This window comes from Limnohabitans planktonicus II-D5 (assembly GCF_001270065.2).
GTDB lineage: Bacteria > Pseudomonadota > Gammaproteobacteria > Burkholderiales > Burkholderiaceae_C > Limnohabitans_A > Limnohabitans_A planktonicus.
The window spans coordinates 17,455-36,413 of record NZ_LFYT02000002.1; the positions used below are offsets into that span (position 1 = coordinate 17,455).

Annotated in this window: 20 protein-coding genes and 2 pseudogenes; 3 read left to right on the forward strand and 19 right to left on the reverse strand. The window is 58.3% G+C overall.

The annotated features are described in order from the left end of the window. Positions 1-2: 2 nt before the first annotated feature. From H663_RS22005 to mltG, 7 genes are all read right to left on the reverse strand, one after another. Positions 3-1,016 carry an ATP-binding protein gene (locus tag H663_RS22005; protein WP_053176200.1) on the reverse strand — a complete coding sequence of 338 codons (1,014 nt, stop codon included), beginning with the start codon at positions 1,014-1,016 and terminating at the stop codon, positions 3-5. Further along, positions 1,016-3,085, reverse strand: a complete 2,070-nt coding sequence (locus H663_RS22010) for an integrase core domain-containing protein (protein ID WP_133239946.1) — start codon at positions 3,083-3,085, stop codon at positions 1,016-1,018. The genes H663_RS22005 and H663_RS22010 overlap by 1 nt, the downstream gene beginning before the upstream one ends. Before the next feature lie 264 nt (positions 3,086-3,349). Then, entirely contained in the window at positions 3,350-3,928 is a 579-nt protein-coding gene (locus H663_RS22015) for an ankyrin repeat domain-containing protein (RefSeq protein WP_240620306.1), read from the reverse strand. Between the two features lie 104 nt (positions 3,929-4,032). Beyond that, positions 4,033-4,842, reverse strand: a complete 810-nt coding sequence (locus H663_RS22020; RefSeq protein ID WP_053176194.1) for a TatD family hydrolase — start codon at positions 4,840-4,842, stop codon at positions 4,033-4,035. A 5-nt stretch (positions 4,843-4,847) separates the two neighbouring features. Next, positions 4,848-5,852 carry a DNA polymerase gene (locus H663_RS22025; RefSeq protein WP_053176192.1) on the reverse strand — a complete coding sequence of 335 codons (1,005 nt, stop codon included), beginning with the start codon at positions 5,850-5,852 and terminating at the stop codon, positions 4,848-4,850. Further along, positions 5,849-6,490 carry a dTMP kinase gene (tmk, locus tag H663_RS22030; RefSeq protein WP_053176190.1) on the reverse strand — a complete coding sequence of 214 codons (642 nt, stop codon included), beginning with the start codon at positions 6,488-6,490 and terminating at the stop codon, positions 5,849-5,851. The genes H663_RS22025 and tmk overlap by 4 nt, the downstream gene beginning before the upstream one ends. A gap of 80 nt (positions 6,491-6,570) precedes the next feature. Further along, positions 6,571-7,572, reverse strand: coding sequence for an endolytic transglycosylase MltG (gene mltG, locus H663_RS22035; protein ID WP_053176188.1), 1,002 nt, complete (start codon positions 7,570-7,572; stop codon positions 6,571-6,573). Positions 7,573-7,643: 71 nt separating this feature from the next. Here mltG and ygfZ point away from each other — a divergent pair, with 71 nt between their 5' ends. Next, a complete protein-coding gene (gene ygfZ / locus H663_RS22040) occupies positions 7,644-8,600 on the forward strand; it encodes a CAF17-like 4Fe-4S cluster assembly/insertion protein YgfZ (RefSeq protein ID WP_420844028.1) in 957 nt (318 codons plus the stop codon). Between the two features lie 179 nt (positions 8,601-8,779). Here ygfZ and H663_RS22045 read toward each other — a convergent pair whose 3' ends face one another. Further along, positions 8,780-9,637 (reverse strand): YbgC/FadM family acyl-CoA thioesterase, encoded by an 858-nt coding sequence (locus H663_RS22045; RefSeq protein ID WP_053176186.1) that lies wholly within the window; start codon positions 9,635-9,637, stop codon positions 8,780-8,782. 4 nt (positions 9,638-9,641) lie between these two features. Continuing rightward, complete coding sequence (locus H663_RS22050) at positions 9,642-10,604, reverse strand: alpha/beta hydrolase (RefSeq protein ID WP_116695787.1); 963 nt, start codon at positions 10,602-10,604, stop codon at positions 9,642-9,644. Between the two features lie 154 nt (positions 10,605-10,758). On the opposite strand from H663_RS22050, the gene H663_RS22055 reads away from it, so the two are divergent. Further along, entirely contained in the window at positions 10,759-11,895 is a 1,137-nt protein-coding gene (locus H663_RS22055) for an iron-containing alcohol dehydrogenase (protein WP_053176184.1), read from the forward strand. Positions 11,896-11,915: 20 nt separating this feature from the next. Here the strand turns inward: H663_RS22055 and H663_RS22060 are convergent, their stop codons facing one another. The 7 genes and pseudogenes from H663_RS22060 to H663_RS22090 all read right to left on the reverse strand — a co-directional run bounded on the left by H663_RS22060 (position 11,916) and on the right by H663_RS22090 (position 15,607). Further along, a complete protein-coding gene (locus H663_RS22060) occupies positions 11,916-12,323 on the reverse strand; it encodes a TfoX/Sxy family protein (RefSeq protein WP_053176182.1) in 408 nt (135 codons plus the stop codon). A gap of 14 nt (positions 12,324-12,337) precedes the next feature. Then, the gene (trhO, locus tag H663_RS22065; RefSeq protein WP_240620307.1) at positions 12,338-13,306 is read right to left on the reverse strand and encodes an oxygen-dependent tRNA uridine(34) hydroxylase TrhO; all 969 of its coding nucleotides are present in this window, start codon (positions 13,304-13,306) and stop codon (positions 12,338-12,340) included. Between the two features lie 35 nt (positions 13,307-13,341). Continuing rightward, on the reverse strand, positions 13,342-13,839 hold the full coding sequence (locus H663_RS22070) for a GNAT family N-acetyltransferase (RefSeq protein WP_053176181.1): 498 nt from the start codon (positions 13,837-13,839) through the stop codon (positions 13,342-13,344). Then, a pseudogene (locus tag H663_RS22075) lies at positions 13,836-14,018 on the reverse strand (type II toxin-antitoxin system TacA family antitoxin); the annotation flags it as partial. The gene H663_RS22070 and the pseudogene H663_RS22075, both read right to left, overlap by 4 nt. 34 nt (positions 14,019-14,052) lie before the next feature. Further along, complete coding sequence (locus tag H663_RS22080) at positions 14,053-14,496, reverse strand: GNAT family N-acetyltransferase (RefSeq protein ID WP_240620309.1); 444 nt, start codon at positions 14,494-14,496, stop codon at positions 14,053-14,055. A 149-nt stretch (positions 14,497-14,645) separates the two neighbouring features. Then, on the reverse strand, positions 14,646-15,230 hold the full coding sequence (locus tag H663_RS22085; RefSeq protein WP_205872663.1) for a GNAT family N-acetyltransferase: 585 nt from the start codon (positions 15,228-15,230) through the stop codon (positions 14,646-14,648). 23 nt (positions 15,231-15,253) lie between these two features. Further along, complete coding sequence (locus tag H663_RS22090) at positions 15,254-15,607, reverse strand: VOC family protein (protein WP_133239947.1); 354 nt, start codon at positions 15,605-15,607, stop codon at positions 15,254-15,256. Between the two features lie 331 nt (positions 15,608-15,938). Between H663_RS22090 and H663_RS22095 the strand changes: the two are divergent. Next, positions 15,939-16,190 (forward strand): annotated as a pseudogene (locus H663_RS22095) (phage integrase N-terminal SAM-like domain-containing protein); the annotation flags it as partial. Here H663_RS22095 and H663_RS22100 read toward each other — a convergent pair. From H663_RS22100 to H663_RS22110, 3 genes are read right to left on the reverse strand one after another with little or no spacing between them, the layout of a single operon-like run. Continuing rightward, positions 16,168-17,625, reverse strand: a complete 1,458-nt coding sequence (locus H663_RS22100; protein ID WP_053176173.1) for a sensor histidine kinase — start codon at positions 17,623-17,625, stop codon at positions 16,168-16,170. The pseudogene H663_RS22095 and the gene H663_RS22100 overlap by 23 nt on opposite strands. Beyond that, positions 17,622-18,317, reverse strand: coding sequence for a response regulator (locus tag H663_RS22105; RefSeq protein ID WP_338067165.1), 696 nt, complete (start codon positions 18,315-18,317; stop codon positions 17,622-17,624). Before H663_RS22105 ends, H663_RS22100 begins: the two co-directional genes overlap by 4 nt. A gap of 5 nt (positions 18,318-18,322) precedes the next feature. Then, positions 18,323-18,943: a hypothetical protein gene (locus H663_RS22110; protein WP_116695788.1), complete on the reverse strand. Its 621-nt coding sequence runs from the start codon at positions 18,941-18,943 to the stop codon at positions 18,323-18,325. Positions 18,944-18,959: the final 16 nt, after the last annotated feature.

An 18,959-nucleotide genomic window follows, 5' to 3' on the forward strand; every position in this document is an offset into this window, starting at 1 on the left:
GCTTACCCCTTTGGTGTTCGTCCCCTTGGTGCCCCCGCTGAAATAATCGCCATCAGGGCACCATGGCCAGAATGCTCGACGATTTCACTGATGGATTTTTTTGACAACACATCAGACACCGCTCGTCCAGACGCCAGCAAAAGGAGAATCCGTCTGCACACCACAGAGATGGTTTTCATTGGAATTTCATGCGGCCCGTCATAGCGATGCGGCAATTGGTTAATGAACTCTTCCCAAAGTGGTGCCGCATAACTGGCAATGCGAAATCCATTGCTCCAAAGCTCAGGGACGATGCTGGCAGTAAAAGATACACCCGACCCCTCAGGCCATTCAGAGCCTTCGTCATACCCGGACATCACGTACCCCAATTGCGCCTCATCGCAAATACCATGAAACCTTGCAGCGGTGAGCAAAAACCTCGCAGCGACATGTGCACCGCCCGCCATGGCGAGATTGATCGGGTCATCCCGAAACTGAACAGAAGCGATGGAAATCACACACAACCGAATCCTCTTTTTCTCCAGCATGCTGTGCAGCTCGACAAGCCACAACCACTCGCGCATCGTCATGCCTTGTGCTTCGTCAATCACAAGTACAACAAAACGTCCGCCCGCCTGTGCTGACAATTGTTCAAAACGGTCCACGAGCATTCCCAAGCGTTCCGTTGGGCTACGTGTTGATCTGGCCAACCGATGCTTGGCTGCTTCCAGCAAATTTGCATAGAACCGCCCGGATGCGCTGGCACCGCCCGATTCGGTATGACTCCAGATCACCATCGGTATGAATCCTCCATACCTGGCAGCGAGCAAGCCTTCTAGCCAGTTATCAACAGCGCTGGATTTACCCAGTCGAGAGGCCCCATAAATGGTGGCACCATCAAATTGATCGTCTAGCCACCGTCCGATGGTGCTCACCATTTTTTCAATGGCGGGGGTGAACAACGAGTAATCTCTCGTGACCAGGGGATGGTCTTTGGGGATGTGCTCTGGAACGAGCTGAAAGTCTGAGTTTTCCATCACCAGGTCTTTGCCATGCGCATCTTGGGAAGTGGAGCGCTCTGGCTTGCAGATTTGGGTTTCGGCTCAGGTGGCGGTGAGGTGCCCTTCGTTTTCTTGGATACTCCGGAGACCTTGGTCAGCTCTTCGGGCATGGCCTGACGGTTGATTTCACCCATGACGTCTGGCACCGAAAAGTTCGGCTCTTTCATTTCATCCAGCGCTTGAGTGCTTGTCATCATGATTCGTCGCGCCTGCAGATAGGCCGGATGAACAGGTAGCTTTTTATTGGCATGTATCTCAGCGTATTCAATTAACGCCTGGACGGGATCCCTATTGCCGGTCAGAAATAACAATCGCTTTGTCGCAAGTGCCCGAATGGCTTGCCGCATGTAAAGGGTGTGGGGTGATCGGTGCCACGGCGGTTGAACATGGACGGTTCCGTAGATCAGACCATTTGAATCGGAGACTGTGGCCCAGCGTGCGTCTGTTTCGTCATCCAGTTGAAGCCATAGTTTTTTACCGAGAAGATCCGGACGTTGAACCAGCCACTCGGAGGTGTATTTGGCGTTCTCAAAGTTGAAATACGGTCTTTTGCCCGTGTATTCACCGCCAAGCAATGTGCAGACCTTTCTGGTTCCCGCCATTCTTTTAACGAGCTCTGGGTCAGCGTGACGAATGCAATTTTTTGTTTTGGAAGACAAGAAGTCCATTTGAGCTAGAGGACTGCGATAGCCCAGACCTGTATGTGGCGTGGCGTTGTAGTTCGCGATGGTGACATCCAGCAACTCCTCAGCATAGTCAAGTTGGAACTGGACCTCCGCAGCAATTTTTTCTGGATCTCGTCCTTTCTTATCTTCGTGACTGCTGCCTGTGCTCGGAGAGAGTCGGTGCATGGTGCCAGAGGCCAAAACCCTGAAAAACGACTCGATAAATGGCCGATCATCTTTGCTGCGCCTTGAACTGTAAGACGTAGGGTCTTGGGGTTTGATGACCTTGGCGCCAACAATATGCAGCAATGGCTCCTCGACTCTGGGGCAAACGTTGGCCAATGCGCCATCAACGCTGAATTCATTCCAGCAAGCTGACAAATAGACTTCAGAGTGTGCGGATGGCAAGGCCGCGCCTTCTGCGTACCCATCCTCACAAAACGTCAAGGTTCTTGGGGCCCACTTGGATAAAGCATTTTTGATGGTGATCAGAACGTCGAGCGCACTGCATTCGCGTCGCAAGCTGATGTGATACCCCAGAACTGCACGGGATCTGACGTCAATGATCACGATGATCCAGATGCGGCGGATTTTTCTGGGTTCATAACCGCCGTGAGGAGACGGCACCATGACCACCATTCGGCAGTCCAATTTGTGGGCATCACACTCGACCCGATCAAACAGCTTGAAATCAGGTCGTCGGGTTCCATCGGAGGCTTTGGCTTTTGCAATTGCGTCAGGCCCCCCCATTTTTGACATGGCTAAAAAAGGATGCTCTGCCAAAACCTTCTTGATGTACAGACGAAGTGACTCATACCCGAGCGACTCTGAATTGAATGGCCAGGCTTTCTGATCTTCCAAGCCAGCTTTTCTTAGCTCGTCAATGAACCATCGAAAGATCGTTTGAACATTGATCTTAGGGTGTGCAAGAGAATCGGCGTTATTGAGGATTCGTTTGTGAAAACGATCTTTCAAATCTTTGAACTGTGGACGTTCAAGTAGCCACTTCAACGCGCCGGTTGCTCCAGCCCCATTTTCGTGAACAACAGGTGCAGTTTGACGCTCGTAAGCGGTCACACGAAAATGTGGAAGTGCTCCTCGCCAACCAAAAATATCCCCATCTGAGTGCCTTTGAAGGCATCGGTTTGTGATGATTCGGTAGATATTGGATCGTTTTTCACCCGTTTTCTTCTGCAAAACTGCATCGGTAGCGCCCTTGAGATACAGCTCAATGGCTTTTTTTCGGGCTAAAAATTTAGTTTTGCGAGCAGCTGACAAGCTGTTCTCATCCACCATAGGCCAGCTGCTAAGGTCAATGCTCTGGCTCGATAGCTCAGAATTCGGCGTTGAGCGATATCCAATTCGTCCCGATAAAGCCATAGAACCTCCTAGTTAAAGGTCTATTCAAGACTCATTAAAAAGGAAGAATCACTTAACGTCAACTTTACTTGGAATTCGTAGCATCAACTTTACTTGGAAAGAGACACCCTCCAGAGGGAAGATCCAGCTGTTAGTAGCATCAAATTTACTTGTGTGAACGCCTACGAGACGGCCGCATCACACATTGCAAACTTCGGCATGCAGGATCAATAAGTACAAGAGCCCAGAGACTTGAAAATCAAGCCTTGATGACCCTGAGCCTGTTCAGTCCTTGATTACCGGTGGAAAAACGTACAAACGTGCCAGCCCTTGACGCATCAAGGACTCGGCATCCGGGCGACGGCCCTGGACGGCAAAATCGAAGGCGGTCAAGCCTTGCTGGTTTTGTTTGAGCAAATCAGAGCCCGGCGCCTGGATGAGCGACTTGACGGACAAAGCGCTGCCGTAGCGAGCAGCCATCATCAGCGGCGTGGTGCCGTTGGGCGATTCAGCATTGACCTGAGCGCCGTGCTTGAGCAGCAGATTCACGATGGCCGTGTGTCCACCGGCGGCCGCGTAATGCAAAGCTGTCCAGCCAGGCTTGTTGACCTCAGCCCCACGTTCGAGCAAGGGTTCGACCAAGGACATATGACCACGCAAGGCCGCCATCATCAAGGGGCTTTCGCCAGCGGTGTTGAAGATGTCGATACGTGTCTGTGGCCAGCGGATCAGCAGTTCGGCGACTTTGGGCGATGGCTCCTGGATGGCCAAAACAAGCGCTGGTGCCGCATTGACGTTCACGGAATTGGGGTCAAAACCCCGTTCCAGCAAAGCCTGCACGGTGCGCGCATCATCAAAAGTCACAGCTCTGAAAAAGTCTTCGTAGGCGCCCGCAAAAGACAGACCGGAAAATAAAAATCCAGCTAAAACAACAGACTTTTTTAAACTTTTAAAGTAAATCATGAACATCAACCCGTGATCACACGACGAAAAAGCTGGTCAAAGTTCGTGCTGGTCAGCGCCCCAATCGCTTCAGAAGTCGTGCCGCGCAACTCGGCAAGCTGTTTCGCCACAAAGGGCACATAAGAGGGATTATTGGTCTTGCCGCGGTAAGGCACCGGGGCCAAATAAGGGCTATCGGTCTCGATGAGCAAGCGGTCATCGGGCACAAACTTGGCCACTTCGCGCAGATCAGCGGCTGTTTTGAAGGTCAAGATGCCTGAGAACGAGATGTAAAAACCCAGGTCCAACGCGGCCCGGGCCACCTGCTGGCTTTCGGTGAAGCAATGAAATACGCCACCCGCACACCCTGCCCCCCCCGTTTCGCCCTCTTCTTTCAAGATGGCAATGGTGTCTTCTGAAGCCTGACGGGTGTGAATGACCAAAGGTAAAGCGGTCTGGCGGGCTGCCCGGATGTGGGTGCGAAAACGCTCACGCTGCCATTCCATGTCAGCCACGGTGCGCCCGCCTTTGCGCTCGTCCATTTGGTAGTAATCCAGCCCGGTCTCGCCAATGGCCACCACTTTGGGGCGAGCGGCACCATCCAGCAGATCCTGCAAGCTGGGCTCGCGCACGCCTTCGTTGTCAGGGTGCACACCCACGGTGGCCCACATGTTGTTGTGCGCCATGGCCAGGCCGTGCACTTCGTCAAATTTCTCCATCGTGGTGCAGATCACCAGCGCTCGGGTCACTTGGGCGGCTTGCATGGCTTGCTGAATGTTGTCCAACTCGCTCATCAGTTCGGGGAAATTCAGGTGGCAATGGGAATCGGTGTACATGTGAATCAGCCCTTGGACAGCAGGGTTTGTTGGGCGTCGGCGGTCAGGGCTTCGAGCATCAGACCGGCATTGAAAGGGTGCTCGGCTGTGCGGGCAGATTGCATCAGGCGCTTGAACCAGTCGGTCAGAGCTGCCACAGATGCCGCGCTGGCTGGCAAATGCGACGCCTCAAAAAACCTCGGTACCGCCCCAGATTGGCGCAGCACCAAGTCGTGGCAAAGCTTTTGCAAGGCGTCAATGGCTTGGGCGGGGCTGAGTTCGGCCAAGTGCCGGGCATCGCCCTGGCGCATCGCTTTGGGCAAATGCGCCCACCAGTCGGGCGACAAACCCGATTCCGCTTGGCGCAGCACATCGGCGGGACGTCCGCCCGCACTGCGCAGCAAGTCTTGCGCCACAGCGGCGGGCACGCCCTGCCCCGTGAGCCAGGGCAGCGCCTCGTCGGCTTCGGGCCACTTCATCGTGTGGGCCAAGCAGCGGCTGCGGATGGTGGGCAGCAGCATGTGGCTGGCCTCTGTGGCCAGAACAAAACGCACATCGCCCGGAGGCTCTTCCAGAGTTTTGAGCAGCGCATTGGCTGTGATGGTGTTCATGCGCTCGGCCGGAAACACCAGCACCGCCTTGCCGCGCCCGCGTGCGTCGGTGCGCTGCGAAAACTCCACCGCATCGCGCATCGCGTCCACCCGGATCTCTTTGCTGGGCTTGCGGGTTTTCTTGTCGATCTCGTCCTGGGCCTTTTCAGGCAAAGGCCAGCCCAGCTCGATCATCACCGTCTCGGGCATCAGCACTTCCAGGTCAGCGTGGGTGTGCACGGCAATCGCGTGGCAGCTGGGGCAGTCGCCGCAAGCGCCCTGCTCGGTGGGTTTTTCGCACAGCCAGGCCGAAGCCAAGGCCAAAGCCAGCTCGTACTGGCCCAGGCCAGACGGGCCTTGCAGCAGCCAGGCGTGGCCGCGCTGGGCCAGCAAATCGGTGGCTTGGCGGGCGATCCAGGGGGCGTATGAAACGGCGCTCATGCGGCGCTCCTTTGCAGCCAATCGCTCACGATGCGTGACACATACGCACCCACGGCGTCCATGCTTTGAGCCGCGTCGATGCGGGCAAAACGGCTGGGCTTCTCGGCTTGGCGACGGGCGTAACCAGCACGCACTGCGGCAAAAAAGTGAGCCGGTTGGGACTCAAACTTGTCCGGCACTCGGGCCGAAGCCAGGCGTTCAGCCGCAATCAAAGGGTCCAGGTCAAACCAAACGGTCAGGTCAGGTTGGCGCAAAGTACCGTCTGGCAAGGCCTGCACCATGCGCTCCAGCTGACCCAACACCTGCCAATCAAAGCCCCGGCCACCGCCTTGGTAGGCAAAGGTGGCGTCGGTGAAACGGTCGCACAAAACCACATCGCCCCGACCCAGGGCTGGCTCGATCACCTGCACCAAGTGCTCACGGCGGGCCGCAAACATCAACAGCGCCTCGGTCAGCGGGTCCATGGGCTCGTGCAGCACCAATTCGCGCAGCTTTTCCGACAGCGGCGTGCCGCCGGGCTCGCGGGTCAGCACCACCGCCCTGCCCGCCTGGCGAAAAAGCTCGGCCACGCGGGCGATGTGCGTGGACTTGCCCGCACCGTCGATGCCTTCAAAACTGATGAATGTGCCGTGTGTCATGAGCGTCTGGAGTTGATCGTCGATTGTCGCCGATGGCGGTGTAAGCCCTGGTGGCGAACTTCCCCCAAGGCCCACAAAGCTCACTGACCGCGCTGGTAACGGTTCACGGCCCGGTTGTGCTCGTCCAGGGTGGCACTGAAATGGCTGCTGCCATCGCCTTTGGCCACAAAGTAGATGGCGGCCGTTTTGGCCGGCTTCACAGCGGCCATGAGTGCCGATTTGCCGGGCATGGCAATGGGCGTGGGTGGCAGGCCGGCCCGGGTGTAGGTGTTCCATGGTGTGTCGGTGCTCAGGTGCACGCGGCGCAAATTGCCATCAAAGGCTTCGCCCAGACCATAAATCACCGTCGGGTCGGTCTGCAAGCGCATGCCGATGCGCAGCCGGTTGTTGAAAACACCTGAAATCAAGGGCCGGTCCGAGCCCTTGCCGGTTTCCTTTTCGACAATGCTGGCCAAGATCAAGGCCTCTTCGGGCGACTTGATCGACGCATCTGGCTGCCGCAACGACCAAGCCTGCTGCACATGCTTGTCCATGGCCTTCATGGCCCGCTGCAAGACGGCCAGATCGCTCGATCCTTTGGCATAAGCATAAGTGTCCGGGTAAAAACGCCCCTCGGGCGCCACACCGGGTCGGCCCAATTGCGCCATCAAGGCGTCGTCGCTCAAAACGCGGCTGTCAGGCTTGAGGCTTTCGGCCTTGGCCAAGGCCTGACGCACCTGCCGCCAGTTCCAGCCCTCGACAATCGTCACCGTGCGCAGGCTTTCTTCGCCCCGCACCAGCATGCTGAGCAGGCGGTGCGGCGTGGTGCCTGGCGCCATTTCGTAACTGCCCGCCCGCATCAGGCGCGATTGGCCCGAGACGCGAAACCACGCATACAAGAGCGTAGGCGACGTTTGCGCCCCGGCGTCCACCACCGCTTGGGCAATGGACTTGGGCGAAGTGCCGGGCTCAATCGACAAGTCCAGGGTGGCTTGGCGGGTGTCCATGGGCTGATTCAGCCACCAAACCCCCGCCGCCGCGAGGCCCAGGGCGAGCAACATCACACTGAGCAGTAACTTCATCAAGCCTTTGAGCACGGCCATGTCCTTTGTTCGGGTGTTGAAAATGTGGAGGGCATGATAATTCAGGCCTTGCCCCCAGACCGAGTCACCCCATGAACACCCGCCCAGAATTGAGCCCACCCATGAACACCGTTTTGAATGGCATCAGCGCCCTGCCCCACCTGGGCGTGATCCAGGCCCAAGGCGAAGACGCGGCGAACTTCTTGCACAACCAGCTGAGCAACGACGTGCTGCTCTTGCCCGTGGGCCAAGCGCGATTGGCCGCTTTTTGCTCGGCCAAGGGGCGCATGCAGGCCAGTTTCATCTTGGTCAAAACCGCGCCCGACACCGTGCTGCTGGTCTTGAGCCTGGACTTGCTGGCCCAGACCCTGAAGCGCTTGTCCATGTTTGTGCTGCGGGCCAAAGTCAAAATGAGCGACGCCACGGGCCAATGGCAGTTGCGCGGTTTGCTGGGCGATACCGCCCGGGCTGTGGTGGGCGGTGCCGCACCCTGGCAGACCGTCACGGTGGATGGCGTGCACGCCGTGGCGCTGTACCCGGCCCTGGCAGGTGACGTGCAGGTGCCACGCGCTCTGTGCTTGGCTCCGGCCGGATCGACGCTGCCAGCAGACCCGGAAGTCGCGCCCGAAGTTTGGGTCTGGTCTGAGGTCATGAGCGGCGTGACGCTGGTCAGCCAGCCGTTGTTTGAAGCCTTCGTGCCGCAAATGCTCAATTACGAATCCGTGGGCGGCGTCAACTTCAAAAAAGGCTGCTACCCCGGGCAAGAGGTCGTGGCCCGCAGTCAGTTTCGCGGCACCTTGAAGCGCCGCACAGCACTCGTGCACAGCCCGGTGGCCCTGGCGGCCGGGCAAGACATCTTCACCCCAGCCGACCCCGAGCAGCCTTGCGCCACCGTGGTGCTGAGTGCTGCACGACCAGACGGGCAGGGCTTTGATGCGCTGGTCAGCGGCACGCTGGAGAGCCAGCAAACCGGTTGGCGGGTGGGCAGTGCTGAGGGTGCGGCGCTGGAGTTGCTGACCCTGCCTTACCCTTTACTCGAAGACATTTGAGTACCCCCTGTAGGTCGGTGGTCAAAGACCCCGACATTGAGATTCTGAGTCTGTAGGCCATTGAATGTTTGGCTTTAATCAGGGAAGATGTCGGACTCTTCGAGTGCCGACCTACGAAGATGCTCCTGCAGTGTCAGCCCTGTCAACGATTTGAGTGATGGAGGTCTTCGAGCAAGCGTCTAAAGGGACCGCACCATCTCGATGTGCGCAATCCCCGCCTCTTCAAACACCGCGCCATGCGGCTCAAAGCCCAATCGTTTGTAAAAGCCTTCGGCGCTGCATTGGGCGTGCAGGATCACCTGGGTGTCACCCCGATGCTTTGCAGCGTCCATCAAAGCGTGCAGTACCCGACGCCCCAGATCGCTGCCACGCATCTGCTTTTTGACCGCCATGCGGCCAATGCGGGCCACGCCCGGTGCGTGTTGAATCAGGCGGCCTGTGGCCAGGCACAGGCCCATGCGGTTCAGGGCCACTGCGTGCAAGGCGGTGTCGTCTTCATGGTCCCATTCCAGCTCGGCCGGTACTTTTTGCTCATGCACAAACACTTCGGTGCGCAGCGGGCTGGCCAGCTTTTGAAAGTCGTGCCACGAGCCCAGGTGCAGTTGCACCATGTCTTCGGCGCGCTCAAAGCTTTCGAGCAGGTCGCGCAAGGGCGCAGGGATGGGCTGGCTTTTTTTGGCCACCGGGTCGGCGTAGACATAGACCATTTCGCTGGTGATCAGCAGCTCTTCGCCCCGAAAAATCGCGCCCACAAAGGTCATGGATGAGTTGCCGATGCGGTCGCAGCGCATGCACACGTCCAGAAAATCGTCCATCTCGGCGCTGGCGTGGTACTCCAAGCTGGCTTTTTTGACAAACAAATCGCCGCCCAGCTGCTGCATGGTCTGCGCGTAAGGCATGGCCAGTTGCCGCCAATATTCGGTGACGGCGGTGTCGAAGTACATGAGGTAGTGACCGTTGAAGACGATTTTTTGCATGTCTACCTCTACCCAGCGCACGCGCAGTCGGTGGGATAAACGGAAGTCTTGGCGTTTCATGGGTTCAACTTTCAAAAGCGTGTTTCAAGGCCCGGCCCGCATCGGCATGGGCTTTGAGGGCATCGGGAATGGCGCGGCCCATGGTGATGAAGCCATGGATCACACCCCGGTAAATCTCCAGATCGACGGGCACGCCCGCCATGCGCAGCGTGTCGGCGTAGCGCACGCCCTCGTCCACCAAAGGGTCGCATTCGGCCAGGCCCATCCAGCACGGGGCCAGGCCGCTGTGGTCGGGGGCATTGCCGGGGGCAAAGCGCCAATCCTCACGGTCTGGGGCGTCGATGTAGTTGTCAAAGAACCAGGCGATGGTGTCTTTATCGAGCATGAAGCCCTCGGCAAAGCTGTGGTGTGAGGCGGTATCTTGCCGTGAGCCGCAGCCCGGGTAGAACAGCAGCTGCAACGCGAGTTTCAGACCCGCATCGCGGGCCATCAGCGCGCACACGGCAGACAAAGTGCCGCCAGCGCTGTCACCGCCTATGGCCAGGCGGGAGCTGTCCAGGCCCAAGGTTTGGCCGTGGAGCTGTAACCAGTTCAGGGCGTCCCAGGCGTCGTGCACGGCCGTGGGGAACCGGTGTTCGGGCGCGAGCCGGTAGTCCAGAGACACCACGGCGCAGTGGCCTTGACGGCTGAGCTGGCGGCACAGCACGTCGTGCGTGGTGAGGCTCCCCACCGTGAAGCCGCCGCCGTGCAGGTACAGCAGCACGGGCAAGGCGGTGTTGCTGCGCGGGGCATAAAGCCGGGCGGGCATGGCGTGGCCATCGCGGGCCGGCACCGTGATGTCTTGCACGCGGTCCACATGGGGGGCGGGCTGCAGATCCAGGATCGGGCCGCCGGTGTCGTAGAACTCGCGGGCCTGAGTGGCGGTCATGGCGTGCATGGGCGGGCGGCCTGCGCGTTGAACCCGGTCCAGCAAAGTGCGTGCGGCCGGGTTCAAGAGGGATCGGGCGTTGGTGTGGTGGCTGCTCATGAAGGCTGGTTATCGTGTCATCCGGGTGTTGCCAACGTGACGGGCTTGGGCGTTGGGCCTGATGGACAAAGGCGGTTCCTGAATCAAAATGAACGTAAATCGTACAACGCCCCGCGCACGGGGTCTGTCACCTGCACACACCGGAGAACTTGGCATGTCATTCATCAATTACGTCACCCAGATCCAGATCGACTTTGGTGCCATCAGCCTGCTCAAGGCCGAATGCGAGCGCGTGGGCATCACCCGCCCCCTGATCGTGACCGACGCGGGCGTGAAGGCCGTGGGCATTTTGGACAAGGCGCTGGCCGCCCTGCCCGGCCTTGAGGTCTGTGTGTTCGACCAAACGCCCTCCAACCCGACTGAGGCCGCCGTGCGCGCCGCAGCCGCCGTTTACAAGCAAAACCACTGCGACGGCCTGATTGCGCTGGGCGGCGGCTCGTCCATCGACTGCGCCAAGGGCGTGGCCATTGCCGCCACGCACGAAGGGCCGCTCAAGACCTACGCCACCATAGAAGGCGGCTCGCTCAAGATCACCGACCGGGTGGCCCCGCTGATCGCTGTGCCCACCACAGCCGGCACCGGTTCCGAAGTGGCCCGGGGTGCCATCCTGATCGTTGACGACGGTCGCAAACTGGGTTTTCACAGCTGGTTCATCGTGCCCAAGGCTGCCATTTGTGACCCTGAACTGACCTTTGGTTTGCCACCCGTGCTGACGGCGGCCACAGGCATGGACGCGATTGCGCACTGCATGGAAACCTTCATGGCAGCGGCGTTCAACCCGCCTGCCGACGGCATTGCGCTCGATGGCCTGGCGCGTGGCTGGGCGCACATCGAGCGTGCTACCCACAACGGCCAAGACCGCGAAGCACGTCTGAATATGATGAGCGCCAGCATGCAAGGTGCCATGGCTTTTCAAAAAGGCTTGGGCTGCGTTCACTCGCTCAGCCACAGCTTGGGCGGCGTGAATCCGCGTCTGCACCACGGCACTTTGAACGCCATGTTTTTGCCCGCTGTGGTGAAGTTCAACGCGGTGGCTGAAAGCGTGCAAAAAGAAAACCGCCTGAACCGCATGGCCCAGGCCATGGGCTTGCAAAGCGGCAGCGACATCCCTGCGGCCATTCAGGACATGAACGCCCGTCTGGGCCTGCCCACCGGGCTGGGTGCCATGGGCGTGACCGAAAGCCTGTTTGAGGCGGTGATTACAGGCGCATTGGCCGACCATTGCCACAAAACCAATCCGCGCATCGCCTCGGCCGACGAATACCGCGACATGTTGCTGACCAGCCTGTGAGCTTGGTGAATTTCGTGAGCTTACGCCCGAGGGGATCGGGCTGCCTTTTTGTCTGCCAACTTGGCCTTGGCCTTGGCCTTGGCCCTTGCGCTGGCATGCGCCTTGGCCAAATGGCCCCGCAAAGCCGCATCCCAGGCTGACTTGGCCCAGTGCACGGCGTCCTCTGGCGCATCAAAAATTGAATCTGGCGCGGCCCAATACGACAGGGCCACGTCCTTGCCCTTCATGGCGTAAGTGAAAGGTGTCAGGCCCAGCGCTTCAAATTCATGCCGATTGACTTCATCGGCCTTGAGGTACAGGCGTTGGTCCATCACGATGGCGAACATCAGGCCCTCGTGGTACAGGCCGTGGCCGCCAAACATGCGGCGGGCCGACACGGTAGCCCAATCTTCCAGCAACTCCTGCACAAAGGGAATGAAGTCGCTCATGGGCCGGGTCGGTCTCAGGGGGCGTCGTGGTGGGGCATCTTGGCCCCCACATGGATCTCGCCCCGGGCTTCGGCCAGCTCGACCTGGCGCTGGCGCTCGGCCAATTTTTCTTTTTGCTCGGGCGTGCGCTGGTCGTGGCAATGGTCGCAGCTCACACCCAACACATAGTTCGGCGACTGCTTGTCTTGCTCACTCAGCGGCCAGCGGCAGGAGCGGCACAGCTCATGGTGCCCCAAGCCCAGGCCGTGGCCCACACTCACGCGCTCGTCAAACACAAAGCACTCGCCTTCCCAAGTGCTTTGCTCGGGGGGAATTTCTTCCAAGTACTTGAGGATGCCGCCTTCGAGGTGGTAGACCTCGTCAAAGCCGCGCATTTTCATGAGGGCGGTGGATTTTTCGCAGCGGATGCCACCCGTGCAGAACATGGCCACCTTGGTCTTTTTGGCGGCTTCGCCTTGCAAATGGGGCTGCGCGTCCAGCCAGGCGGGCAGCTGCACAAAGTTCTTGAGGTTCGGGTTGACCGCGCCCTTGAAGGTGCCGATGGCCACCTCGTAGTCGTTGCGCGTGTCGATGACCAGCACATCCGGGTCGGCCAGCAAGGCGTTCCAGTCGGCGGGTTTCACATATTGGCCCACCGTCTTGTTCGGGTCCAACTCGGGCACGCGCAGGGTGACGATCTCTTTTTTGAGCTTGACCTTCATGCGGGTGAACGGCGGCTTGGGGCTCCAGGACTCTTTGTGCTGCAGCGTGGCCAATCGAGGATCGGCGCGCAAAAAAGCCAGCACGGCGCGGATGCCAACTTCAGGCCCGGCAATCGTGCCATTGATGCCTTCGTGCGCCAGCAGCAAAGTGCCCTTGACCTCGTTGGCCTCGCAACAGGCTTGCAAAGGGGCTTGGAGAGCCTCGAAATCGGGCAAATCGACAAATTTGTAGAGGGCGGCGGTGAGGAAAAGGGCGTTGGAAGGCATGGCGGGATTATCCATGGCAACAAGGGCAGGTTTTTCGTGAACGACAAGCGTCAGGAGTGCTGAACAGTGGCCAGTGGCAAGAACAGGGTCAGGGGCGAGTCAGGCAAGGCGATGAAACCATGATGACCGTAAAAAGCAGCTGCCGCCTCGTCCTTGGCGTTCACGACCAGGGCGAAGGCGGCAATCTCGGAGCGAGCAGATCGGTGGAGCGCATCGGCCAGCAAAGCACCACCCAGACCTTGGCCCTTGAATTCATGATCGACGGACAGGCGATCCATGCGCACGGCGGGCACCGTCGGGTAGCGCGGCAGCTTCTTGCGGTTGCTTGCCGGCAGATCGGCCAGATACAGGCTGGCCGAGGCCAAGGTGTAGTACCCTGCAATGCGCTGCTCTTCTGCCAAGGCCACAAAGCAGGCGGCGACGCGACGTCGAATGTCCTGGGTGGCTTGCTCACGCAGGTAGCGATTGAGCGGCTGCGAATCGCAATGGAACTTGGCGCGGTCATGCGCCCCATCCAGCGGGGCCAGCAGGAACGGGGCGCGGCTCATTCAGAACGCAGCAGCTTGCTGCGGCGACTGAAAGCACGCTCCAAAGCCGGAGCCGGTTTGGGTGGCGACAGCAGCGCCTGCGCAAAACAGGCTTGATCGGCCTGCGACAGACGAATGACATCCGCTTGTTCGATGGCCTGATGTGCGGCTGCCTGCACGGCAGACACCACAAAATCGGTTCAGGTCTCGGCTCCGCGCGACCATCCTTACTCGTTAGGCCTCGCTGTATGGCGACACATAGTAGTTGTCCCACTCTTCTTCTCGTTCCAAACGAAAGCCGTGAGAGACGTAGAAGTTATTGGATGGGCTGAACTTGAGGGCTCCGAGTCGCATAGGCTTTCCGGCGACCCTGGCCTCGTGAATCAACTCACGTAATACTGCCGACCCTAGTCCAGCGCCCTGATGCGCTGGTGCTATGTAGAGGTGGTCGAGATAGAAATGATCTGGAAGGCGACGGACAACAAAAAATCCGACACGCTCCTCATTCACCAGAATCTCTCGAGTTGCGGTTGGGTCGAACGTAACGAGGATGCGACGTCTTGCTCGATCTTCATCGAAGCGACCGATTGCTTCAAGGCTTGGCCTCATCGCTTGAACGCGAATGTTCGCGAGGGCTTCGGCGTCTTCGGATTGGGGAGTTCGGAGTTGGTAGTTCATTGGGGGGCTCATTTGCAAGGCCTAACGCTTGTGGCAAGCTGGCACGAAAGGCAGGACGCTAAGCCCAAGCCGCAGAATATGTACACCGTACTTATGGCTTGGGCCTGCTGGCCTGCCGTTGGTGCTCAACTTTACCGAGGGGATAGGCATCATTTGAGGTCGTCAGGCAGGAGTGAGTAAACGAAGGCGTTGTGGGGCGCCCCCTGAAAGTACACGCGGTTTCTCGCTTCGCATTCAAACTTTGCGCCAATTCTCTCGGCAACACGTTGACTTGCCTTGTTGTGCGTGAGAACGACGATTTCTAAGCGCGTCAGGCCCAGTTCCTTGAAGCCGTGTACTGCAGCCTGATGAGCCGCGAACCTTGCGACGCCTTGCCCTGTGTGCCTTGAGCTGACCCAGTACCCGATGTTTCCGATGCGGTAGGCACGGTTGATGTGATTCACGCCCGTCCCGCCGACGACTTCCCCGGTATTGGCATCGAAGATTCCCATTGGGTACTCGGCACCAGTGGCCCACATGTCGCGGGTCGTTTCCATCCATGCTTGGGCGTCGGACAATGCGTATTCTTTCGAGCACCATGGCATCCAGTAGGTCAGATCGTCGATGGACTCCCGAACTGCTGCGTAAAAGGAAGGCGCGTCAGTGGGTTGGAATCTTCGAACCGTGTATTTCGGAGGATGGAGCACCTGATGTCCTCGTTGTTGGTGATTAACGTCGGAATTCAGCGGTGCCAAAAGCCGTCAGATCGAATGACATATCAGAGCGCATCGAACTGGAGAAGGTCATGCAGCACGCCTGATGGATCGCGGAACTTCACCACAACACCAACCGGACATCTTTGAGGCTCTGCGTCGACCAACTCGCCCCCCGCGTCAACAACACTGCGCATGGCTGCTCGTATGTCGGTGGTTTGAAACGAAAGAACGGTTGTGGGCACCCCAGGATGCAGACCCTCAATTTGCTCGAGGATGAGCGTCGTTGATCCTGTCTTGAGCTGGGCAATGCACGGCCCATAGCGTGCCTTGACCTCATAGCCCAAGCCGTCGCTATAAAAGCGGATTGCCCGGTCCAGATCGGATACGAAGATGGTCTGAACGCATATCGGAAGCATGTACGTCTCCAATTTCTCGCGCAAATTTTTTGCGGTCTAACGTCATGAATCCGGCAAAACCTGCGGAATAAAACCGGAGCAGTCTGAAACATTAGCCCGGCCAATCATCGGCAAGCCTCTAGCGAACTGGTTTACTTGTACAAACGCTGGAAAAAAATCCAAAAAAATTTGCCATCAAACCCTCCTGCCCTTTTTGGCAGCCCACCCGCCTGCTTGATCCGTTGCGGAAGTTTTTGAGCCCCCACCACTATAGCTGCGAGACTGGAAATGTTAATTTTATTGAATGCTATTTTTTTGATTGGTCAGCTCATGAAGGGGGCAAAAGCGTCACCCAAGGGACGTGTGGGCGGCTGAGGTCATGGCATTTTTGACCATGCTGGCCGCCGCCGGGCGGGTGTCTAGCAGCACGCACGAGCAGGCACTGTTGGCCTTACTCTTTTTGTACAAAGACGTTCTTCAGAGCGGCAACACGTTTTGCGCTCTACTTCGACAAGGCCAAGCACAGGCTCCTCAATGCCAAAAACGGATTGGCATCTATATGTTGAAAAGTGAAACGAGGCTTAAACCGGAAATCGCCTGTTGATATCTACCTGCGCCAGACCGGTCATTGGCCATCGGGGATTGACAGGCAGCGTCATCACAAACCGGCAGCCGTGCCGTGCAGCAGGCGCCTCAAGGCGCAGCTTACCGCCATGCTTGTGTGCCACTTCTCTGGCAATGGATAGGCCCAGGCCACTACCTGCAATATCTTGTGATGTCGTGCCCCGTTCAAAACGATCAAACACCAAAGCCTGTTGTTCTGGATCAATGCCGGGCCCATCGTCTTCCACTGCCCACCAGGCGTAGCCGCCCTTCTTTCCAAAGGACACGTCGATATGACTCCCCTGGGGGCAGTACAGCAGGGCGTTGTCGATCAGGTTGTCCATGGCCACGCTGATTAGCGAGACATTGCCGCTAACCAGCACGCTCGCGCTTTCCAACAAACCGAGGTCAATTTCGCGTTCTATCGCCCGTTGTGTATGTTCTGCGATGCGTTCACGTAGCATCTCGCCGAGGTCGACGGTCGTGGCAGTGTCCATGGCGTCGCCAACCGGTGAAGCATCCAGTCGCGATAGGGTCAACACCTTTGAGAGCACGTCGCCGGCACGCTGCACCCCTCTTTGCAAGGAGTGCAGCATGTCAGGTTGCCGAGCCGAATCTGGCTCCTGCAACAACACATGCGCTTGGGCACCGATGACGGCCAGCGGTGTGCGCAACTCATGAGCAGCATCGGCAAAGAAGCGCTTTTCGTTTGCGCGAAGTTCTGCCTCGCGCACCGCATAGGCATCCAGTGCGGTCGTGAGGGGTTGCAGCTCCAGTGGGTCATGTACGACATCTGTAAGGGGCTCACGGCTACCAGCGTCACGCATTGCAATGCGTTGACCCAACTGCTGCAGAGGTTTCAGACCACGCCATGTGGCCAGCCACAAAGCAATGACCAACACCGTCATATAAACGAGTGGGGTGGTGACCATCTGCCGCAGCACCAGAACATCGAGTTGGCTGTAAAAGGCGCGCGTCTGCCCCACAACGGCCCACACTTTTTCATCCGGACTAAGGGCTGCCATCAGTCGCCAGTCACCTTGGTCATGTCGTATGCCGATCTCCAGACTTCCCGGAGGGGTCATGGCAAACGTATTAATCATCCCGTCGCTCGACAGCAATAGCCCTGTTGTGCTCCAAACTTGCCAAGCAAAATCGGTGTCTTTGGTCGGTAATGTGGCGTTGTCCTTGTCGAGTTGTTGCACCACGCGTGCCACGGCCCCAGCATGTTCCGTACTCAGGTTGAGCGCCGAAAAACGTGCCACCGCCTCAGCCAGCAGGTACATGTTACGGTCAATACTTCCTGTTTTGGGTTGGTAGGCAAGCCAGATGCTCCAGCCAAAACTGGCACCAACGGCCAACAACATCACCAGCGTTTGCCAGACCAATAAGCGCTTGAACAAGGAAGGTTGTCGCAACTTTCGAAGGCTGATCATGATCGCGGCATCAGGTAACCGACACCCCGCACGGTGCGGATGGTCTCGACCCCGAGCTTGCGCCGCAGGGCATGAATTTGGAATTCCAGCGCTCCGGCACTGGGCAGCTCGTCTCCAGACCAAACCCGTTGCAACAGTTGTTCACGCCGCACCACACGTCCAGCCTGGCGGGCAAGCTCACACAGGATGCTGAACTCGCGTGGTGTCACGGCCAAAACACGGTCTCCCAGCGAGACGCTTTGCTGCTGTGGGTCAATCACCAGGGTGCCAACTTGCCAGGCGTTGGTGGTCTGCCCGGCAGAGCGTCGAATAGCCACGTTGATACGGGCAATCAGTTCCGGCAGCATGAATGGTTTGATAACGTAGTCGTCCGCGCCACCGTTGAGCGCCCGCAATCGATCATCCAGCGCGTCGCGAGCGGTCATGACCAAGACCGGTACAGAATTGTTCTTGCGGCGTAGCTGCTCCAGCAAAGTAAATCCCTCTCCGTCGGGCAGGTTGATGTCAAGTAACACGCAGCTCAAATCATTGCTTTGCAAGTGCGCCACACCTTCGGACAGGCGACGCACCCACTTCGTCGGAAGGTTAGCTTGATCCAGCGCTCGCTGCAAAGCAGCTCCCAAGTCCAAGTCATCTTCAATGAGCAATATTTTCATGATTTGATTTTTAGCCCTAATGAGGTCAACGGCCACATGACCTATTTGCACTTGCCCGTCATGGCGGCGTAGGCCACAAAAGGTAAAGCCAGCAACCCGCCGAGACCCCCTTGGCTGGATTTGACCTCCCCATCGGGGGCATTGTGAAGGCAGTCAGGCACGGCCCCGGATGCGATGTATTGACCTAATTTGACATCCGCATTAACTGGCTTAATACCCAGCTGTTCTCTGACAGCTTGTGCCAGGCTGGGATTGGCGTTGTGACGCTTAGCCTGAATGATCGCCTGCGGTGACAGGTCCAACGGGCGATCTGCATGAAAATTGGTCTGGGCAGAAGCTGGCGGGAGATCAATCGGCTCACGGTTCTGTGTATCCGCTGGCGTCGCGACGTCGGACGGTAGATTAGCCACGCTGACATGTGGCTGACGTACTGCGCTACGCTCGTAGCTTTTATGGGCAGTAGCGGGCTCAGCGCTTGTGATGGGTATGACCGGTGACGGTGGCTTCAATAACGGCGCGGGCATCCACAGTTTGACCACCAAAACAGCAGGCGCAACATCTGCTTGTGGTCGGTGCCGACTTCCCAATAAAAGCAGACACAGCAACACAACATGTACAGCGACGGACGCGACCACCGCCCCAATCAGGTTCTGCTGTGCCATTGTCCGGCGCAAAAAC

Excerpts from the sequence above, each read along its gene's own strand:
- H663_RS22005 (WP_053176200.1), bottom strand. The coding sequence starts at position 1,016 with ATGGAAAACTCAGACTTTCAGCTCGTTCCAGAGCACATCCCCAAAGAC.
- H663_RS22010 (WP_133239946.1), bottom strand. The coding sequence starts at position 3,085 with ATGGCTTTATCGGGACGAATTGGATATCGCTCAACGCCGAATTCTGAG.
- H663_RS22020 (WP_053176194.1), bottom strand. The coding sequence starts at position 4,842 with ATGTACACCGATTCCCATTGCCACCTGAATTTCCCCGAACTGATGAGC.
- H663_RS22025 (WP_053176192.1), bottom strand. The coding sequence starts at position 5,852 with ATGAGCGCCGTTTCATACGCCCCCTGGATCGCCCGCCAAGCCACCGAT.
- tmk (WP_053176190.1), bottom strand. The coding sequence starts at position 6,490 with ATGACACACGGCACATTCATCAGTTTTGAAGGCATCGACGGTGCGGGC.
- mltG (WP_053176188.1), bottom strand. The coding sequence starts at position 7,572 with ATGGCCGTGCTCAAAGGCTTGATGAAGTTACTGCTCAGTGTGATGTTG.
- ygfZ (WP_420844028.1), top strand. The coding sequence starts at position 7,644 with ATGAACACCCGCCCAGAATTGAGCCCACCCATGAACACCGTTTTGAAT.
- H663_RS22045 (WP_053176186.1), bottom strand. The coding sequence starts at position 9,637 with ATGAAACGCCAAGACTTCCGTTTATCCCACCGACTGCGCGTGCGCTGG.
- H663_RS22050 (WP_116695787.1), bottom strand. The coding sequence starts at position 10,604 with ATGAGCAGCCACCACACCAACGCCCGATCCCTCTTGAACCCGGCCGCA.
- H663_RS22055 (WP_053176184.1), top strand. The coding sequence starts at position 10,759 with ATGTCATTCATCAATTACGTCACCCAGATCCAGATCGACTTTGGTGCC.
- H663_RS22060 (WP_053176182.1), bottom strand. The coding sequence starts at position 12,323 with ATGAGCGACTTCATTCCCTTTGTGCAGGAGTTGCTGGAAGATTGGGCT.
- trhO (WP_240620307.1), bottom strand. The coding sequence starts at position 13,306 with ATGGATAATCCCGCCATGCCTTCCAACGCCCTTTTCCTCACCGCCGCC.
- H663_RS22070 (WP_053176181.1), bottom strand. The coding sequence starts at position 13,839 with ATGAGCCGCGCCCCGTTCCTGCTGGCCCCGCTGGATGGGGCGCATGAC.
- H663_RS22080 (WP_240620309.1), bottom strand. The coding sequence starts at position 14,496 with ATGAACTACCAACTCCGAACTCCCCAATCCGAAGACGCCGAAGCCCTC.
- H663_RS22090 (WP_133239947.1), bottom strand. The coding sequence starts at position 15,607 with ATGCTTCCGATATGCGTTCAGACCATCTTCGTATCCGATCTGGACCGG.
- H663_RS22100 (WP_053176173.1), bottom strand. The coding sequence starts at position 17,625 with ATGATCAGCCTTCGAAAGTTGCGACAACCTTCCTTGTTCAAGCGCTTA.
- H663_RS22110 (WP_116695788.1), bottom strand. The coding sequence starts at position 18,943 with ATGGCACAGCAGAACCTGATTGGGGCGGTGGTCGCGTCCGTCGCTGTA.